Annotated in this window: 14 protein-coding genes; 10 read left to right on the top strand and 4 right to left on the bottom strand. The window is 66.0% G+C overall.

Features of this window, described 5'->3' with window-relative positions; all coding sequences use genetic code 11:
* Positions 1-510 (top strand): hypothetical protein (locus KUV81_RS12725; RefSeq protein WP_222544224.1); only part of this gene is annotated, 510 nt, incomplete at its 5' end.
* 162 nt (positions 511-672) lie between these two features.
* On the opposite strand, the gene KUV81_RS12720 is transcribed toward KUV81_RS12725, so the two are convergent.
* The 3 genes from KUV81_RS12720 to fadI form a co-directional block, all read right to left on the bottom strand.
* Positions 673-867: a hypothetical protein gene (locus KUV81_RS12720; protein ID WP_222544223.1), complete on the bottom strand. Its 195-nt coding sequence runs from the start codon at positions 865-867 to the stop codon at positions 673-675.
* Between the two features lie 99 nt (positions 868-966).
* Positions 967-3093, bottom strand: a complete 2127-nt coding sequence (gene fadJ, locus KUV81_RS12715) for a fatty acid oxidation complex subunit alpha FadJ (protein WP_222544222.1) — start codon at positions 3091-3093, stop codon at positions 967-969.
* Positions 3093-4403, bottom strand: a complete 1311-nt coding sequence (gene fadI, locus KUV81_RS12710) for an acetyl-CoA C-acyltransferase FadI (RefSeq protein ID WP_222544221.1) — start codon at positions 4401-4403, stop codon at positions 3093-3095. Before fadI ends, fadJ begins: the two co-directional genes overlap by 1 nt.
* Before the next feature lie 220 nt (positions 4404-4623).
* Here fadI and KUV81_RS12705 point away from each other — a divergent pair, with 220 nt between their 5' ends.
* Genes KUV81_RS12705 through KUV81_RS12665 form a run of 9 tightly spaced genes read left to right on the top strand, consistent with a single transcriptional unit; the run spans position 4624 to position 13122 of the window.
* Positions 4624-4965, top strand: a complete 342-nt coding sequence (locus tag KUV81_RS12705; RefSeq protein WP_222544220.1) for a hypothetical protein — start codon at positions 4624-4626, stop codon at positions 4963-4965.
* Positions 4966-5006: 41 nt separating this feature from the next.
* Positions 5007-5963, top strand: coding sequence for an AAA family ATPase (locus KUV81_RS12700; protein WP_222544219.1), 957 nt, complete (start codon positions 5007-5009; stop codon positions 5961-5963).
* Positions 5963-6883, top strand: coding sequence for a DUF58 domain-containing protein (locus tag KUV81_RS12695; protein WP_222544218.1), 921 nt, complete (start codon positions 5963-5965; stop codon positions 6881-6883). The genes KUV81_RS12700 and KUV81_RS12695 overlap by 1 nt, the downstream gene beginning before the upstream one ends.
* A complete protein-coding gene (locus tag KUV81_RS12690; RefSeq protein ID WP_222544217.1) occupies positions 6880-7347 on the top strand; it encodes a DUF4381 domain-containing protein in 468 nt (155 codons plus the stop codon). Before KUV81_RS12695 ends, KUV81_RS12690 begins: the two co-directional genes overlap by 4 nt.
* Complete coding sequence (locus tag KUV81_RS12685; protein ID WP_222544216.1) at positions 7341-8309, top strand: vWA domain-containing protein; 969 nt, start codon at positions 7341-7343, stop codon at positions 8307-8309. The genes KUV81_RS12690 and KUV81_RS12685 overlap by 7 nt, the downstream gene beginning before the upstream one ends.
* Entirely contained in the window at positions 8302-10170 is a 1869-nt protein-coding gene (locus KUV81_RS12680; protein ID WP_222544215.1) for a VWA domain-containing protein, read from the top strand. The genes KUV81_RS12685 and KUV81_RS12680 overlap by 8 nt, the downstream gene beginning before the upstream one ends.
* A complete protein-coding gene (locus KUV81_RS12675; RefSeq protein ID WP_222544214.1) occupies positions 10164-11825 on the top strand; it encodes a BatD family protein in 1662 nt (553 codons plus the stop codon). The genes KUV81_RS12680 and KUV81_RS12675 overlap by 7 nt, the downstream gene beginning before the upstream one ends.
* A gap of 36 nt (positions 11826-11861) precedes the next feature.
* Positions 11862-12428 carry a sigma-70 family RNA polymerase sigma factor gene (locus KUV81_RS12670; protein WP_222544213.1) on the top strand — a complete coding sequence of 189 codons (567 nt, stop codon included), beginning with the start codon at positions 11862-11864 and terminating at the stop codon, positions 12426-12428.
* Complete coding sequence (locus tag KUV81_RS12665) at positions 12421-13122, top strand: DUF3379 domain-containing protein (protein ID WP_222544212.1); 702 nt, start codon at positions 12421-12423, stop codon at positions 13120-13122. The genes KUV81_RS12670 and KUV81_RS12665 overlap by 8 nt, the downstream gene beginning before the upstream one ends.
* Positions 13123-13161: 39 nt before the next feature.
* Here KUV81_RS12665 and KUV81_RS12660 read toward each other — a convergent pair whose 3' ends face one another.
* Complete coding sequence (locus tag KUV81_RS12660; protein WP_222544211.1) at positions 13162-13626, bottom strand: GNAT family N-acetyltransferase; 465 nt, start codon at positions 13624-13626, stop codon at positions 13162-13164.
* Positions 13627-13644: the final 18 nt, after the last annotated feature.

The following is a 13644-nucleotide window of genomic DNA, read 5'->3' as shown; positions in this document are numbered from 1 at the left end:
GTCAAGCACGCTGAGCTGGAGACCGCTGGGGTGCCCTGGGTGAAGCACGCCGAGCTGGACACCGCTGGCGTTCCTTGGGTCAAGCACGCTGAGCTGGAAACCGCTGGGGTGCCCTGGGTGAAGCACGCCGAACAGAACATCGCTGGCGTTCCCTGGGTCAAGCACGCTGAGCTGGAAACCGCTGGGGTGCCCTGGGTGAAGCACGCCGAACAGAACATCGCTGGCGTTCCCTGGGTCAAGCACGCTGAGCTGGAAACCGCTGGGGTGCCCTGGGTCAAGCACGCCGAACAGAACATCGCTGGGGTGCCCTGGGTCAAGCACGCTGAGCTGGAAACCGCTGGGGTTCCCTGGGTGAAGCACGCCGAACAGAACATCGCGGGTGTTCCCTGGGTGAAGCACGCCGAACAAACTTTTGCCGCCGTACCCTGGATCAAAGAAGCCCAGGAGAAGCCCCAGCCCAAGCCTCAGACCAACAACATTCCTTGGCTGAAGCCTAAGCAAGTGGCTTAACGACGATTCGGGACAGGTATTGGGAGAAGAAAGATGATTGAACTGTTGAAAAAAGCTTTGGGTCACCACCCCCGCCGCAAGAAAGTCACCCTGCCTCAGGGCCTGCAGTGCCTGGAAGTGGTCAAAGCGGAGCGCTGGTGGCATTGAGCGCCACCAACGCCATCAGGGTTTCATGACGGTGGCGTTGAGCCTCTGCCGACGGCGGTGCAGCTGACGCTCGGCCTGAAACAACGGCCACAGCAGGGGCCCGAGCAGCAGGGCTTTGATGCCCCAGCGCAGTGGGGTCATGCCCTCTTTCGCGGCTTCAACATAGAAAAACGGCGCACTGAGCAGCGCCAGGCAACACCAGAAGACCATCGTACCCCCTTCAATTGGCGAAGGCGCATTGTACACAGAATCGCCGGCCAAGAAAGAAAAAGGCGCCCGAAGGCGCCCTGGAGCGATCACGATCACAGACTATGAATGAAACCGGTCTCCGGATTCGGCCATCGCCAGCAACGTCGGCGCAGGCTCGAAGCGGTCTCCGAAACGCGCCTGGTAGCCTTGTAGGATGGACACCAGCTTGTCCGCCCCCATGGCATCGATGTAGCGGAAGGGCCCGCCCAGGAAAGGCGGGAAGCCGATGCCAAAGATGGCGCCGATGTCGCCATCCCGAGCGGAGGCGATGATCCCCTCCTCGAGGCAGCGCACCGCTTCATTGAGCATCTGCACCACGCAGCGCTCCGCCAGCTCCGAGCCGGTCAAGCGCGCTTGCGGCGTCAGGCCCAGCACCTGGTAGACGGACTCGTCCACCGGTTTGCGGCCCTTGCCCTTACCATCGTAGCGGTAGAACCCTTTCCCGTTCTTCCGCCCTTTACGCTCATCCGCCAATAATTTGGCGAATGCGGCGGGCGCGGCGAATCGTTCTCCCAGTTCTCCCTCCAAAATCGGCGAAATTTTGGCACCCACGTCGATGCCGACTTCATCCAGCAGGGTCACAGGGCCCACCGGAAAACCGAATTTCACCAAGGCTTTATCCAGCGCCTCAATGGGTTCACCCTCGAGCAGCAGGTTGGCCGCTTCGTTCATGTAGAGCGCCAGGATGCGGTTGACGTAGAAGCCGGCACCGTCCTGAACCACGATGGGCGTCTTGCCCTGCTTGCGAGCGAAGGCCACGGTGGTGGCGATGGTCTCCGGGGAGGTGCCTTTGTGGGCGATCACCTCCACCAGGGGCATCTTCTCCACCGGGGAGAAGTAGTGCAGGCCTATCACCTTATCCGGGCGGCTGGCCGCTTCGGCGATCTGGCCGATGGGCAGCGACGAAGTGTTGGAAGCGAAAATGGTGTGTTCGCCGCAGTGGGCTTCCACGTCCTTCACCATCTGGTGCTTAAGGCCCAGATCTTCGAACACCGCCTCCACAACGATGTCCACATCCTTGATGCCGTCGTAGCGGGTGGTGGTGGAGAGCAGGCTCATCGCCTTGTCGCGCTGGACCGGGGTCAGTTGCTTCTTCTTGACCCGCTTATCCACCTGCTTGTAGGTGTAGGCCAGGGCGTTTTGCAATCCGGGCTCGGCAATGTCCTTGATGCGGGCCGGCACCTTGGCCTTCAGCGCCGTCACCGAAGCGATACCGCCCCCCATCAAACCGCCACCAAGCACCATCGCCTTGTTCACCGGCAGCGGCTCGGCCTCACCGGCGCCACTTTCCTTTTTCATCTCGGTGGTGGCAAAGAAGATGCTGCGCAGCGCCTCGGACTCCGAGGTGGCCACCAGATCACCGAAGTGGCGGGCTTCCGCCTCGTAACCGGCGCTGGCGCTTTTCTCCATGCCGGTGCGCACACAATCGATGATCTTCAGCGGCGCCGGGTAGTTACCCTGGGTCTTGGCCAGCACCTTCTTGCCCGCCTGGTCGTAGATCACCTTGCGGCCAAAGGCGCTGCTCTCCAGCAGCTTCTCGGCACCTTTAAGATTGGGTTTGACCTTCTTGCGCTTGCCCTTGAGGGCGTAGCCCTTGGCCACCTCCACCAGTACCGACAGTGGCACGGTTTCCTCCACCAGGCCGAACTTCTTAGCCTGCCGGGGGCGCAACTGTCGGCCCGAGAGCATCATGTCCAGGGCGCGAGCCACTCCCACCAGGCGCGGCAGACGCTGGGTCCCGCCGCCGCCGGGCAGCAGACCCAGCTGGACCTCCGGCACCCCCAGCACCGTCTTGTCGCTGTCGGAACTGATGCGGTAGTCGCAAGCCAGGGCCAGCTCCAGGCCACCGCCCAGGCAGGGGCCGTGGATGGCAGCCACCACAGGCACGGAAAGGTTGGCCAGTTCATCGAACAGCTGCTGGGCACCGCGGGAGATCTGGTAGGCGTCCTCCGGGCTCTGGCAGGCGTCCAGCATGGCGATGTCCGCACCGGCGATAAAGGAGTTGGGTTTGCCGGAGGTGAACACCACCCCCTTGATGCCGCTGTCCTGGGTGATCTGGCCCAGCATATCGCGCACCTCGGTGGCGAAGCTGTCCCGCAGGGTGTTCATGGTCTCGCCGGGCACGTCCATGGTGATGATGGCCACGCCATCGCTGCCCACCTCGAGGCTAAAAGTCTTGTCACTCATTATTCGGCCTCCACAATCATCGCGGCCCCCAGGCCGCCGGCAGCGCACGCGGTGGTCAGGGCGGTCCCACCCCCACGCCGCTTCAGTTCACGACACACCTGGGTGATCAAGCGGGCCCCGGTGGCGGCAAAGGGGTGGCCGTAAGCCAGCGAGCCGCCCATCACGTTGAACTTGGTCATGTCGATTTCGCCAATGGCGTCGCTGCGCCCGAGTTTCTCCTCGGCGAACTTGCGGCTGGCGAACATCTTGACGTTGGCCAGCGCCTGGGCGGCAAAGGCCTCGTGCATTTCTACCAGGTCCAGATCCGCCAGGCTCATCCCGGCGCGCTCCAGTGCCAGGGGCGTGGCGTAGGAGGGGCCCATCAACATGTCTTCCCAGACGTCAATGGCGGCAAAGGCATAGCTTTTGATGTAACCGATGGGCTCGTACCCCATGGCCTTGGCCTTGCTTTCCGGCATCAGCAACAGGGCGGAGGCCCCGTCGGTGAGCGGGGTGGCGTTGGCGGCACTGACACTGCCGTGCTTGCGGTCGAACACCGGCTTCAACTTGACCAGCTTCTCCAGCTGGATGTCGGCGCGGATGTTGTTGTCCCGTTCGATGTAGTGCTTGTAGGGGGGGACATGGCAGGTCATCACCTCGTCGGTCAGCAGGCCATCATCCCAGCTTTTTGCCGCCAACTGGTGCGAACGCACCGCCATCTTGTCCTGATCTTCGCGACTGATGCCGTGGGTCTTAGCCATCTGCTCGGCGGTCTGTCCCATGGAGAGGCCGGTGGAGTACTCCGCCACCGCCGGGGGCACCGGCAGCAGATCCTTGAGCTTAAGCTTCTTAATGACGTTCAGACGCTGGCCCAGGGTGCGGGCCTTGTTGAGGTCCACCAGGGCGTGGGCCAATCGACGGCTGACGCCGATGGGCAGCACCGAGCTGGAGTCCGCGCCGCCGGCGATCCCCACCTCGACGGTGCCGGCCATGATCGACTCCGCTACATTGACCGCCGACTGGAAAGAGGTGGCGCAGGCGCGGGAGACCGAGTAGGCGTCGGTGTGCACCGACATGCCGGTGCCGAGCACGATCTCCCGGGCGATGTTGGGCGCCGCAGGCATCTGCACCACCTGGCCGTAGACCACCTGGTCCACCACCTTGGGATCCAGGTCGTGGCGACTGAGCAGCTCCGACACCACCATCTTGCCCATGTCCAGGGCACTGATCCCGTGAAACTCCGTTGCCTGGCGGGCAAAGGGGGTGCGCAAACCCGCCACGATGGCGATGCGATCGCCCCCGGCGGTTTTGACCTCTTGTCGTCGACTCATCGCGGTTCCTCTCGATGTGGGCCAGACGGGGCTCAAAGTGTGATCCATGATGGTCTGACCAGTAAAGTGTGACTCGATTCTAACTTTTCGCAGCCCAGTTTCAAACAGTTGTGTGAATCCCTTCGTCTCCTGTGACAGGGGGTTGGGCGTTCCGCGCCACTTGAATCCGCCGCCTGACCTCGATATAACGGCGATTACCCTGATTTACGTTAGTTTTTTTATGAAGCCCGACACCAATCTCAGCCGCCGCCCCCTGTCCGTTTGGATCGCCCTTATTTACCTGCCGCTGGGCGTGCAGATGCTGTTCTGGATGATGGGGTTCGGTTTGGTGGACTTCTCCCTGGCCACCAGCCTGACGGAGATCCCCATGATGCTGGTGCGCTACTACGTGGCGATCACCATACTGCTCTACCCCGCCTTTTTCGGGTACGGCCTCTTCTACAGCCTGCATCTGAACCGCATCGGGGCCCCGGCCTGGAAAGTGATTCGCGCCAGCCTGATCCCCTTTTTGAGCGCCGCCCCCTACCTGCTGGTGGGCGAGATCCAGGGCTATTTTCAGTAATCCCGGCCTGAGCCCGGACGCCAGACAAAATCGAGGATCCCATGCAGCTGGAACGACTCAATCAGATCCAACACTATCTCCAGCAGATGGTGCTGGGCCAGCCCGCCCTGGTGGAGGGCCTGCTTATCGCCCTTATCGCCGACGGCCACCTGCTGGTGGAGGGCCCGCCGGGCCTGGCCAAGACCCGGGCGGTCAAGGCGCTGGCCGACTGCATCCAGGGCGACTTTCACCGGGTGCAGTTCACCCCGGATCTGCTGCCGGCGGATCTCACCGGCACCGACATCTTCCGCCAGGAGACCGGCCAGTTCGAATTCCAGCCCGGGCCCCTGTTCCACAATCTGATCCTGGCGGATGAGATCAACCGAGCCCCGGCCAAGGTTCAGTCCGCCCTGCTCGAGGCGATGGCGGAGGGGCAGATCACCGTGGGCAAGCGCAGTTATCCGCTGTCCAAGCTGTTCCTGGTGATGGCCACCCAGAATCCCATTGAGAACGAGGGCACCTACCCACTGCCGGAGGCCCAGCTCGACCGCTTCCTGCTGCACCTGGCCCTGGACTACCCGGACGCCGAGACCGAGCGGCAGATCCTGGCCCTGTCCCGCAACGAGGCACTGCAATCCCCCCTGGCGGCGCCGGAGCCCATCAGTGAGCAGGAGCTGTTCGGTGCCCGACGCCAGGCGCTGGATCTCTACCTGGCCCCACAACTGGAGCAGTACATGGTGGCCCTGGTGATGGCCACCCGGCAGCCGGCCCAGTATGACGATACCCTGGCCGGCTGGATCCAGTGGGGCGTCAGCCCCCGGGCCACCATCGCCCTGGAGCGCTGCGCCCGGGCCCGGGCCTGGATCTGCGGGCGCGACTATGTGGCGCCGGAGGACATCCAGGCGGTGGCCCCCAATGTGCTGCGCCACCGCATCCTGCTCAGCTATCAGGCCGAGGCCGAAGGGGTGGACGCCGATCAGGTGATCCAGCGCATCCTCAAACTGGTGGCGGTGCCCTGATGCCCCTGGCCCTGCCCCGCCACGGCGATGGTGTCACCCTCAACCTGCCGGAGCTGCTGGCCCGTGCCGAGCATCGCAGCCTGGTGCAGAGTCACCACAGCGGCCAGGCCCGGGCCCTGATGGCCGGTGAACGCTTAAGCCGGCTCAAGGGCCGGGGGATGGAGTTTGCCGAGGTGCGCGGCTACCAGAGCGGTGACGACGTGCGCACCATCGACTGGCGGGTCACCGCCCGCACCGGCAAGGCCCACACCAAGCTGTTTCGCGAAGAGCGGGAGCGCCCGGTGTTGCTGTGCGTCGATCTGGGGGACCGTCTGCGCTACGGCTCCGAACTGATGCTGCAATCGGTGCAGGCGGCGCACCTGGCCGCCCTGCTGGGCTGGCACGTCAGCAGTGCCGGCGACCGCCTCGGCGGGCTGATCTTAAGCGAGCATGGCCACCGTGAGCTCAAACCCCGGGCTCGCCGCACCGGACTGCTGGCCCTGCTTGAGGCCCTGGTGGAGCTGCACCCGCCCCAGGGGCCCAGCGAGCCCAATTACTGGGAGCGGGGCCTGGCCCGACTCGAACGCCTCGCCCGCCCCGGCACCCTGGTGGTGGTGATCACCAACACCCTGGGGCTGGATCCGGCCAGCCTCACCACCCTGTCCCGGCTCAAGCGCCACGGCCAGGTGCGACTGTTTAACCTCACCGATCCCCTGTTTGATCGCCTGCAACAAACCCCAGGCGCCCTGCCGGTACGCCAGGCCGGCGCCGGTCTGCCCCTGACCGGCTGGCTCAATCGCCGCAGCCGTGACCAGCTGGCCGAACAGTGGCAAACCGCCCGGGACCTGGCACAAGCGGGGGTGCGCCAGCACCAGCTGGCCTACAGTGAGATCAGCGCCACCGAGCCGCTGGAGCAGCAGTGGCGGAGGCTCTGGTTATGAACCCCGGTGCCGCCCTGCACGACATTACCCTGCCCGGGCCGCTGAGCCCCTGGCCGGCCCTTTGGGTCTGGCTGATTCCCCTCGCCCTGCTGGCGCTTTTGGCACTGGCGCTGTGGCTCTATCGCCGCCGCCGTCACCGCCTGGCCCCGCTGCGGGCCGCGCAGCAGGAGCTGGCGCAGCTGAAGGCCAGCGAACCGACCCTGCCTGCCCAGGTGCAGGCGCTGCTCAAACGCTGCTGCCTGGCCTACTACCCCCGGGAGGGAGTCGCCAAGCTCAGCGGCGACCCCTGGTACGCCTTTCTTGACCGCGCCCTGGCCCCCACTGAGCGCGGCCAATGGCCGAAACTGATGGGCAACCCCTATGCGGCCGAACCCGGCCACGGCGGCGAGGCGCTGCTGCGTCACTGCGCCCGGGTGCTGCCCAAGCTCGGTGACCGGCGACCACGCCAGGAGGGCCCATGCTGAGCCTCGCCCTGCCCTGGGTCCTGTTGCTGTTGCCCCTGCCCTGGTTGCTGCCCCGGGCCCGGGCCGCCCGGGCTCGCGCCCTGATGTTGCCGCAGGCCCTGATGCCCAGCGAAGGGCTGGGTCAGGCGCCTCTGCCCCACCCGCTGTGGCGCTACCTGGCGGCCCTGGCCTGGCTGCTGCTGTTGCTGGCCGCCAGCCGCCCACTCTGGGTGGGCGAGCCCGTCCCCCTCAAGCGCGAAGGGCGGGATCTGATGGTGGCGGTGGATCTCTCCGGCTCCATGCAGATTGAAGACATGGAGCTTAACGGCCGGGTGGTGGACCGTTTCACCCTGGTCCGCCATGTGCTGAGCGACTTTATCGAGCGGCGCGACGGCGACCGGCTGGGGCTCATCCTCTTTGCCGATCAGGCCTACCTCCAGGCCCCCCTGACCTTCGACCGCTTTGCCGTCAGCCGCTTCCTGCAGGAGGCCCAACTGGGGTTGGTGGGCCAGCAGACCGCCATCGGTGATGCCATCGCCCTGGGGGTCAAACGCTTCTCCGAGCTGGAGCAGAGCTCCCGGGTGCTGGTGCTGCTGACCGACGGGGAGAACAACGCCGGGCGCTTTAGCCCCGCCCAGGCCACCGCCCTGGCCCGCCAGGCCGGGGTGCGCCTCTACACCGTCGGGGTGGGCTCCGCCGAAGTGCGCCGCCGGGGGCTGCTGGGCACCCGCACTTTGAACCCCTCCACGGATCTTGACCGGGCGGAGAGCGAGCTGACCCAGCTCAGCGAGTCAACCGGTGGCCGCTACTTCCGGGCCCACGACGCCGATCAGCTGATGGCCATCTACCAGGAGCTGGACGCGCTCGAGCCCCTGGCCCGGGACGACACCCAGTGGCGACCGGAAACCGAGCTCTACCATTGGCCCCTGGGCGGCGCGCTGCTGTTGCTGCTGGCCTGCCTGCTTCGGAGGGCCTATGGCTGAACTCCACCTGGTGCGCCCCTGGGCGCTGCTGCTTATCCTGCTGCTGCCCCTGTTGTGGTGGCTGCTGATGCGTCGTGAGGCCCAGGCGGGGGTGTGGCAGCGCCTGCTGCCCCGCCACCTGCAGGCGGCGATGCTGGACGGCGAAGGCCAAAGCGGGAAAGGTGAGCGCCCACTCTGGCTCTGTCTGGGTCTGCTGCTGGCCATCCTCGCCCTAGCGGGCCCCAGTTGGGACAAGCAGGAGGTGCCGCTGTACCAACTGGGTCAGGGGCGGGTGCTGGTGATCGACCTGAGCTTCTCCATGTGGGCCACGGATCTGCCGCCCAACCGCATGACCCAGGCCCGCTTCAAGGCCACGGATCTGCTGCGCCAGGCCAAGGAGGGGGAGATGGCCCTGGTGGTCTACGGGGGTGATGCCTTTACCCTGGCCCCCCTGACCGAAGACCGAGCCACCCTGCTCAACCTTTTGCCGGCCCTCTCCCCGGAGATCATGCCGGTGCCCGGCTCCAACCTGCCGGCCGCCTTGACCCAGGCTGACACCTTGCTGCGGGACGCCGGATACCAGCAGGGAGAGATCGTGCTGCTTATCGATGACCTGCTGCCCGAGCACGCCGAAGCGGCGATGGACCTGGCCCGGAGTCAGCCCTGGCAATTGAAGATCCTGGCCCTGGGCACGGCGGAGGGCAGCCCGATGCAAACCCCCAACGGCGAGCTGATCCGCGGCCGGGACGGCAGCGTGGCCCTGGCCCGCACCAACTTCGACCTGCTTGAACGTCTGGCCGAGGCCAGCGGCGGTCGCTTGGTGCGCTATCGCCCCGGCAGCGGTGACATCGACGCCCTGCTCGATCCCCTCACCGCCCTGGATGCCGCCGGTGGCGCCAACCGCAGCGAGCAACAGCACAGCCAGTGGCGTGACCGCGGCGGCCAGCTGCTGGTGCTGGCCCTGCTGCCCCTGGCCTGGGCCCTGCGACGCCAGGCCCTGCTGGCGCTGCTGCCCCTGGCGTTGTGGCTTGCCCCGCCCCCGGCCCAGGCCGCCTGGTGGCAAACCGACGATCAAAAAGCCAAGGACCTGTTTGACCAGGGCCAATTCGCCGAAGCGGCGGAGCAGTTCGACTCCCCCGCCTGGCGGGGCAGCGCCCACTACCGGGCCGGTCAGTACCAGCAGGCCCTGGACGCCTTCGAACAGGCCGAAGGCGTGGACGCCCTTTACAACCAGGGCAACGCCCTGGCTCAGTTGCAACGCTATCCGGAAGCCGCCGAACGGTACCGCCAGGTACTGGCCCAGCAACCGGAGCACCAGCAGGCCAAGGACAACCTGGCCTGGGTGGAAGCCCAGCAGCCCCCGCCCCAGGACTCTGACAGCGCCGGCGAACAGGGAAAGGACGGGGAGGAGCAGCCCGAGCAAAGCGGTGACCAACCCTCGCAAAACGGCGAGCAAAGCGATCAATCCGGCAGCGACGACGCCCAGGACGCGCCGCCGACGGGCAACAGCGAATCCCCCAGCGACGCCCAGGAGAGTGCCTCGCCTGAGGACCCCGCCACGGGAGAGGGAGAGTCGCAAACGCCCCCGCAGCCTCAGCCCCAAGATCAGCAGCAAGGTGAGCCCGCCAACGATCCCCACGGCGACAGGGCCGAGGAGGCCACACCGCCGCCCACCGGAGGGGAGTCGAAAAGCGAGGCCGAACCCGACGCCCAGGCCAGTGCCGCCCAGATGGGGGATGGGGATCTGGGGGAGGAGCAGCTTCAGCAACTGCTCAATCAGGTCCCCGACGACCCGGCCCGGCTGCTGCGCAATAAAATGGAGCTGGAATACGAGCGCCGCCGACAAAACGGCACCATCAATACGGAGCGAACCCAGTGGTAAGTCCCAACGCCTTTCGGTCACTGATCCTGTGTCTGCTGACCCTGCTGATCTCACCGGCCTGGGCCCTCACCCAGTTGCAGGCCACCGTGGATCAGAACCCGGTCACCGCCGGCCAGTCCTTCATTCTCGAGGTGGTGGCCGACGACGACCTGGACAGCAACGCTCTGGACACCAGCGCCCTGCTCAGCCAGTTTGCCGTAGGCCAGACCCAGGTCAGCCGATCCACCCAGATCGTCAACTTCGACGCCCGGCGGGAAACCCGCTGGACCATCATGCTGCTGGCCCGGGAGCCGGGCACCCTGACCATTCCGGCGCTGGAGGTGGAAGGGATCCGCTCCGCCCCCATTGAGCTGACGGTACTGGCCCGGGGTCAGGAGGCCGCCGATGGTCAGGCGCCGCTCATCTTCCTGGACACCGAGCTGGCCTCCCAGAGCGTCTGGCTGGGCCAGCCCCTGCTGGCCACGGTACGCCTCTACCTGGGGGCGGATCTACAGCGCGGCGCCCTCAACGCCCCCAGCCTGGACAACGCCCTGGTGCGGCAGCTGGGGCAGGACCGGGAGCAGAGCCAGATCATCAAGGGCCGGCGATACCGGGTGGTGGAACGCGACTACGTCATCGTGCCCCAGACCACCGGTCAGCTGACCCTGGAGGCGGCCAGCTTCGAGGGGGACGTCATGGTGCCCAGCGCCCGGCGCGATCTCTTCGGCCGGGCCCAATCCCGCCCCATGGCAATCCAGGGAGAGCCCCAAACCCTCACCGTCAAACCCAAGCCTGCGGCCTACCAGGGCCACTGGCTGGCGGCGGATCTGGTGACTCTCAGCGACAGCCTGGAGGGCGACAGTCAGTTCGAGGTGGGCCAGCCCATCACCCGAACCCTCACCCTCACCGCCGTGGGCGCCGTGGAGGAGAGCCTGGGGGAGGTGGAGGTCAGCCTGCCCGAGAGCTTCCGCCTCTACCCGGACAAGGCCGAACGCAGTGGTGGGGTGCAAAACGGTCAGCTGATCGCCCGGCTGCAGCAGAGCATGGCGATGGTTCCGGCCCAGCCCGGCACCTACACGCTGCCCCAGATCCGGGTGCCCTGGTGGAACGCCAAGCTCAATCAGCAAAGTTGGGTGACGGTGCCCGCCAAGACGGTGACCGTCACCGGCCTGGCCGGCGCGCCCCTGGACGCCCCCGCGCCGACCCTGGCCCCGCCCCAGATCCCGCCAACTCAGCCGGTGGCCGAGCCCGGCCTTTGGCCCTGGGTCAGCCTGGCGCTGGCCCTGGCCTGGCTGACCACTTTGGTGTGGGGCTGGCGTCGCGGCCAGGCTCCAGCATCGCCAAGCGTGCCACCCTCGGCACCGGCTCCCAGCGCCTCCCTCAAGGCTCTATTGGTCGCCTGTCGCGCCAACGACGCCGCCAAGACCTTGGCCCTGCTGCCTCGCTGGGCCAGCGAACACCAGGGTCGGGCGGTCTCCCTGGCCCAGTTGCCGACCCTCTACCCCGCTCTGGCAGCGCCACTGGAAGCGTTGCAACGCAGCCGCTACAGTGCCCAGAGCGCCCAATGGCAGGGGCAGTCCCTGCACGCGGCCCTCAAGGCCCTGCCTCAGTCCAGCACCGGGGAGGGCGAAGGGCCCTTGCCGCCGCTGGATCCCACCACCAGAATGGAGTCATAGCGGGGGCCCGGCACCTCGCTCCAGCAGGATGGAAAAATGTTGAACTGGCTAGGAAAGAAAACAGGCACTGCTGCGGTCTCCTCAGACATGATCAGCAAACAACGACGCTACGAGACGCTGGTGCGCGCCCTGCACGGTGATCTCTACCGATACGCCTATTGGCTGTGCCACGACGCGTCCGTGGCGGAAGATCTGGTTCAGGAGACCTTCCTGCGTGCCTGGAAGGCCCTGGACTCACTCAAGGATGACAAGGCGGCCAAGTCGTGGCTGATCACCATCCTGCGGCGGGAAAACGCCCGTCGCTTCGAGCGCAAACAGCTGGATCTGACCGACATCGACCAGTGTCAGGTGGCGGATCAGGACAGCCTCTCCAATGAGCAGGTGGCGGACCACCAGGTGCTGCACCGACAGATGCGGATGCTCAGCCCGGAATACCGGGAGCCCCTCATCCTCCAGGTGATGTACGGGTTCAGCGGAGAAGAGATCGCCGAGATCCTCGAGCTGAACCGCAACACCGTGATGACACGCCTGTTCCGCGCCCGCAATCAACTTAGGGAAGCGCTCAATCCCACTCAAGCATCAAGGGGTCACAGCAATGGATGAACTGGAATTTCGGCGCCGGGCTTACGCCGATCCCAATCAGCGTGACGACGACTTCCTCGCCGCCATCGAAGAAGCCGACAGTCGCGCGGACTTTATTCAGGAGTTGCAGGCGATGGATCGCCAACTGGAGCAGAGCCTCAAAGTGCCGGTGCCCGAAGACCTGGCCGAGCGGCTGCTGCTGAAACAGAACCTGACGGTACACCGGGTGCAAAAGCGCCGCCATCGCTGGCAGATGGCGGCCGCCGCCTCGGTGGCCTTCGCCGTGGGCCTGTCACTGGCGGTTATTAAAGAGGGGCCGGCGGATCTGGGCCAGCACGCCCTGGCCCACGTGGCCCATGAAGCCGGCTACGTGGATACCGTGGATGAGCGGGTGGATCTCACTGCCCTCAACACCAAGTTGGCCAGCTTCGGGGGTCAGTTCAGCGAACTGCCCGGTCAGATCTACTACGCCAACTACTGCGACTTCGAGGGGATCCGCAGCCTGCACGTGGTGATGGGCTCCGAACAGGGCCGGGTGACCCTGTTTGTCATCCCCAAACAGAGCCAGATGTCGCTGCCGGCCCAGTTTGCCGACCAGCGCTACCACGGCATCGGTGAGGACCGCGGCCAGGTGCATCTGGCCATCGTCGGCGACAAGGGCCAGCCCCTGGAGCCGGTGCTCAAGCGGGTGGAAGCCGGCTACCAGAGCCTCTGAACCCACAGAAAAGGAAAACGGGCCATCGGGCCCGTTTTTTTATGGCGACTCCAGCACCATGTCCAGGTGGAGCACGCCACCGTCGTCGTAGGGCTCGGAGCACACCGCAAAGCCAAAGCGCTGGTAGTAGTCCTTGAGCGCCAGCTGGGCGGAGATCTTGATGGGCCGACCGGGAAAGCGCTGGTGCGCCTCGTCGATGCCCGCCTGGATAAGCGTCGGGCCCAGACCGCTGCCCCGGACGCTCGGACTCAGCACGATGCGGCCCAGCTTCAGCGGCCCCGCCTGCACGTGCAGCAGACGCAGGTAGCCCACCAGCTCCCCCCCCTGCTCCACCAGCAGGTGGGCGGCGGCCTGGTCCTGGTCATCGAGGTCCTCGTAGAGGCTGTTCTGCTCCAGCATGAACACCTGCTCGCGCAGGCGCAGCAGCGCGTAGAGCCGATGCCCGTCCAACTCGTCGAACGCCATCCAGAACCACTTTGCGTCTGAATCCCGTTTGCTGGCCACCATCACACTCCTCTGTTA

The sequence above is a fragment of the Ferrimonas balearica genome (assembly GCF_019802085.1).
Classification (GTDB): Bacteria; Pseudomonadota; Gammaproteobacteria; order Enterobacterales; family Shewanellaceae; genus Ferrimonas; species Ferrimonas balearica_B.
This window is presented reverse-complemented; position numbering and strand designations above follow the sequence as displayed.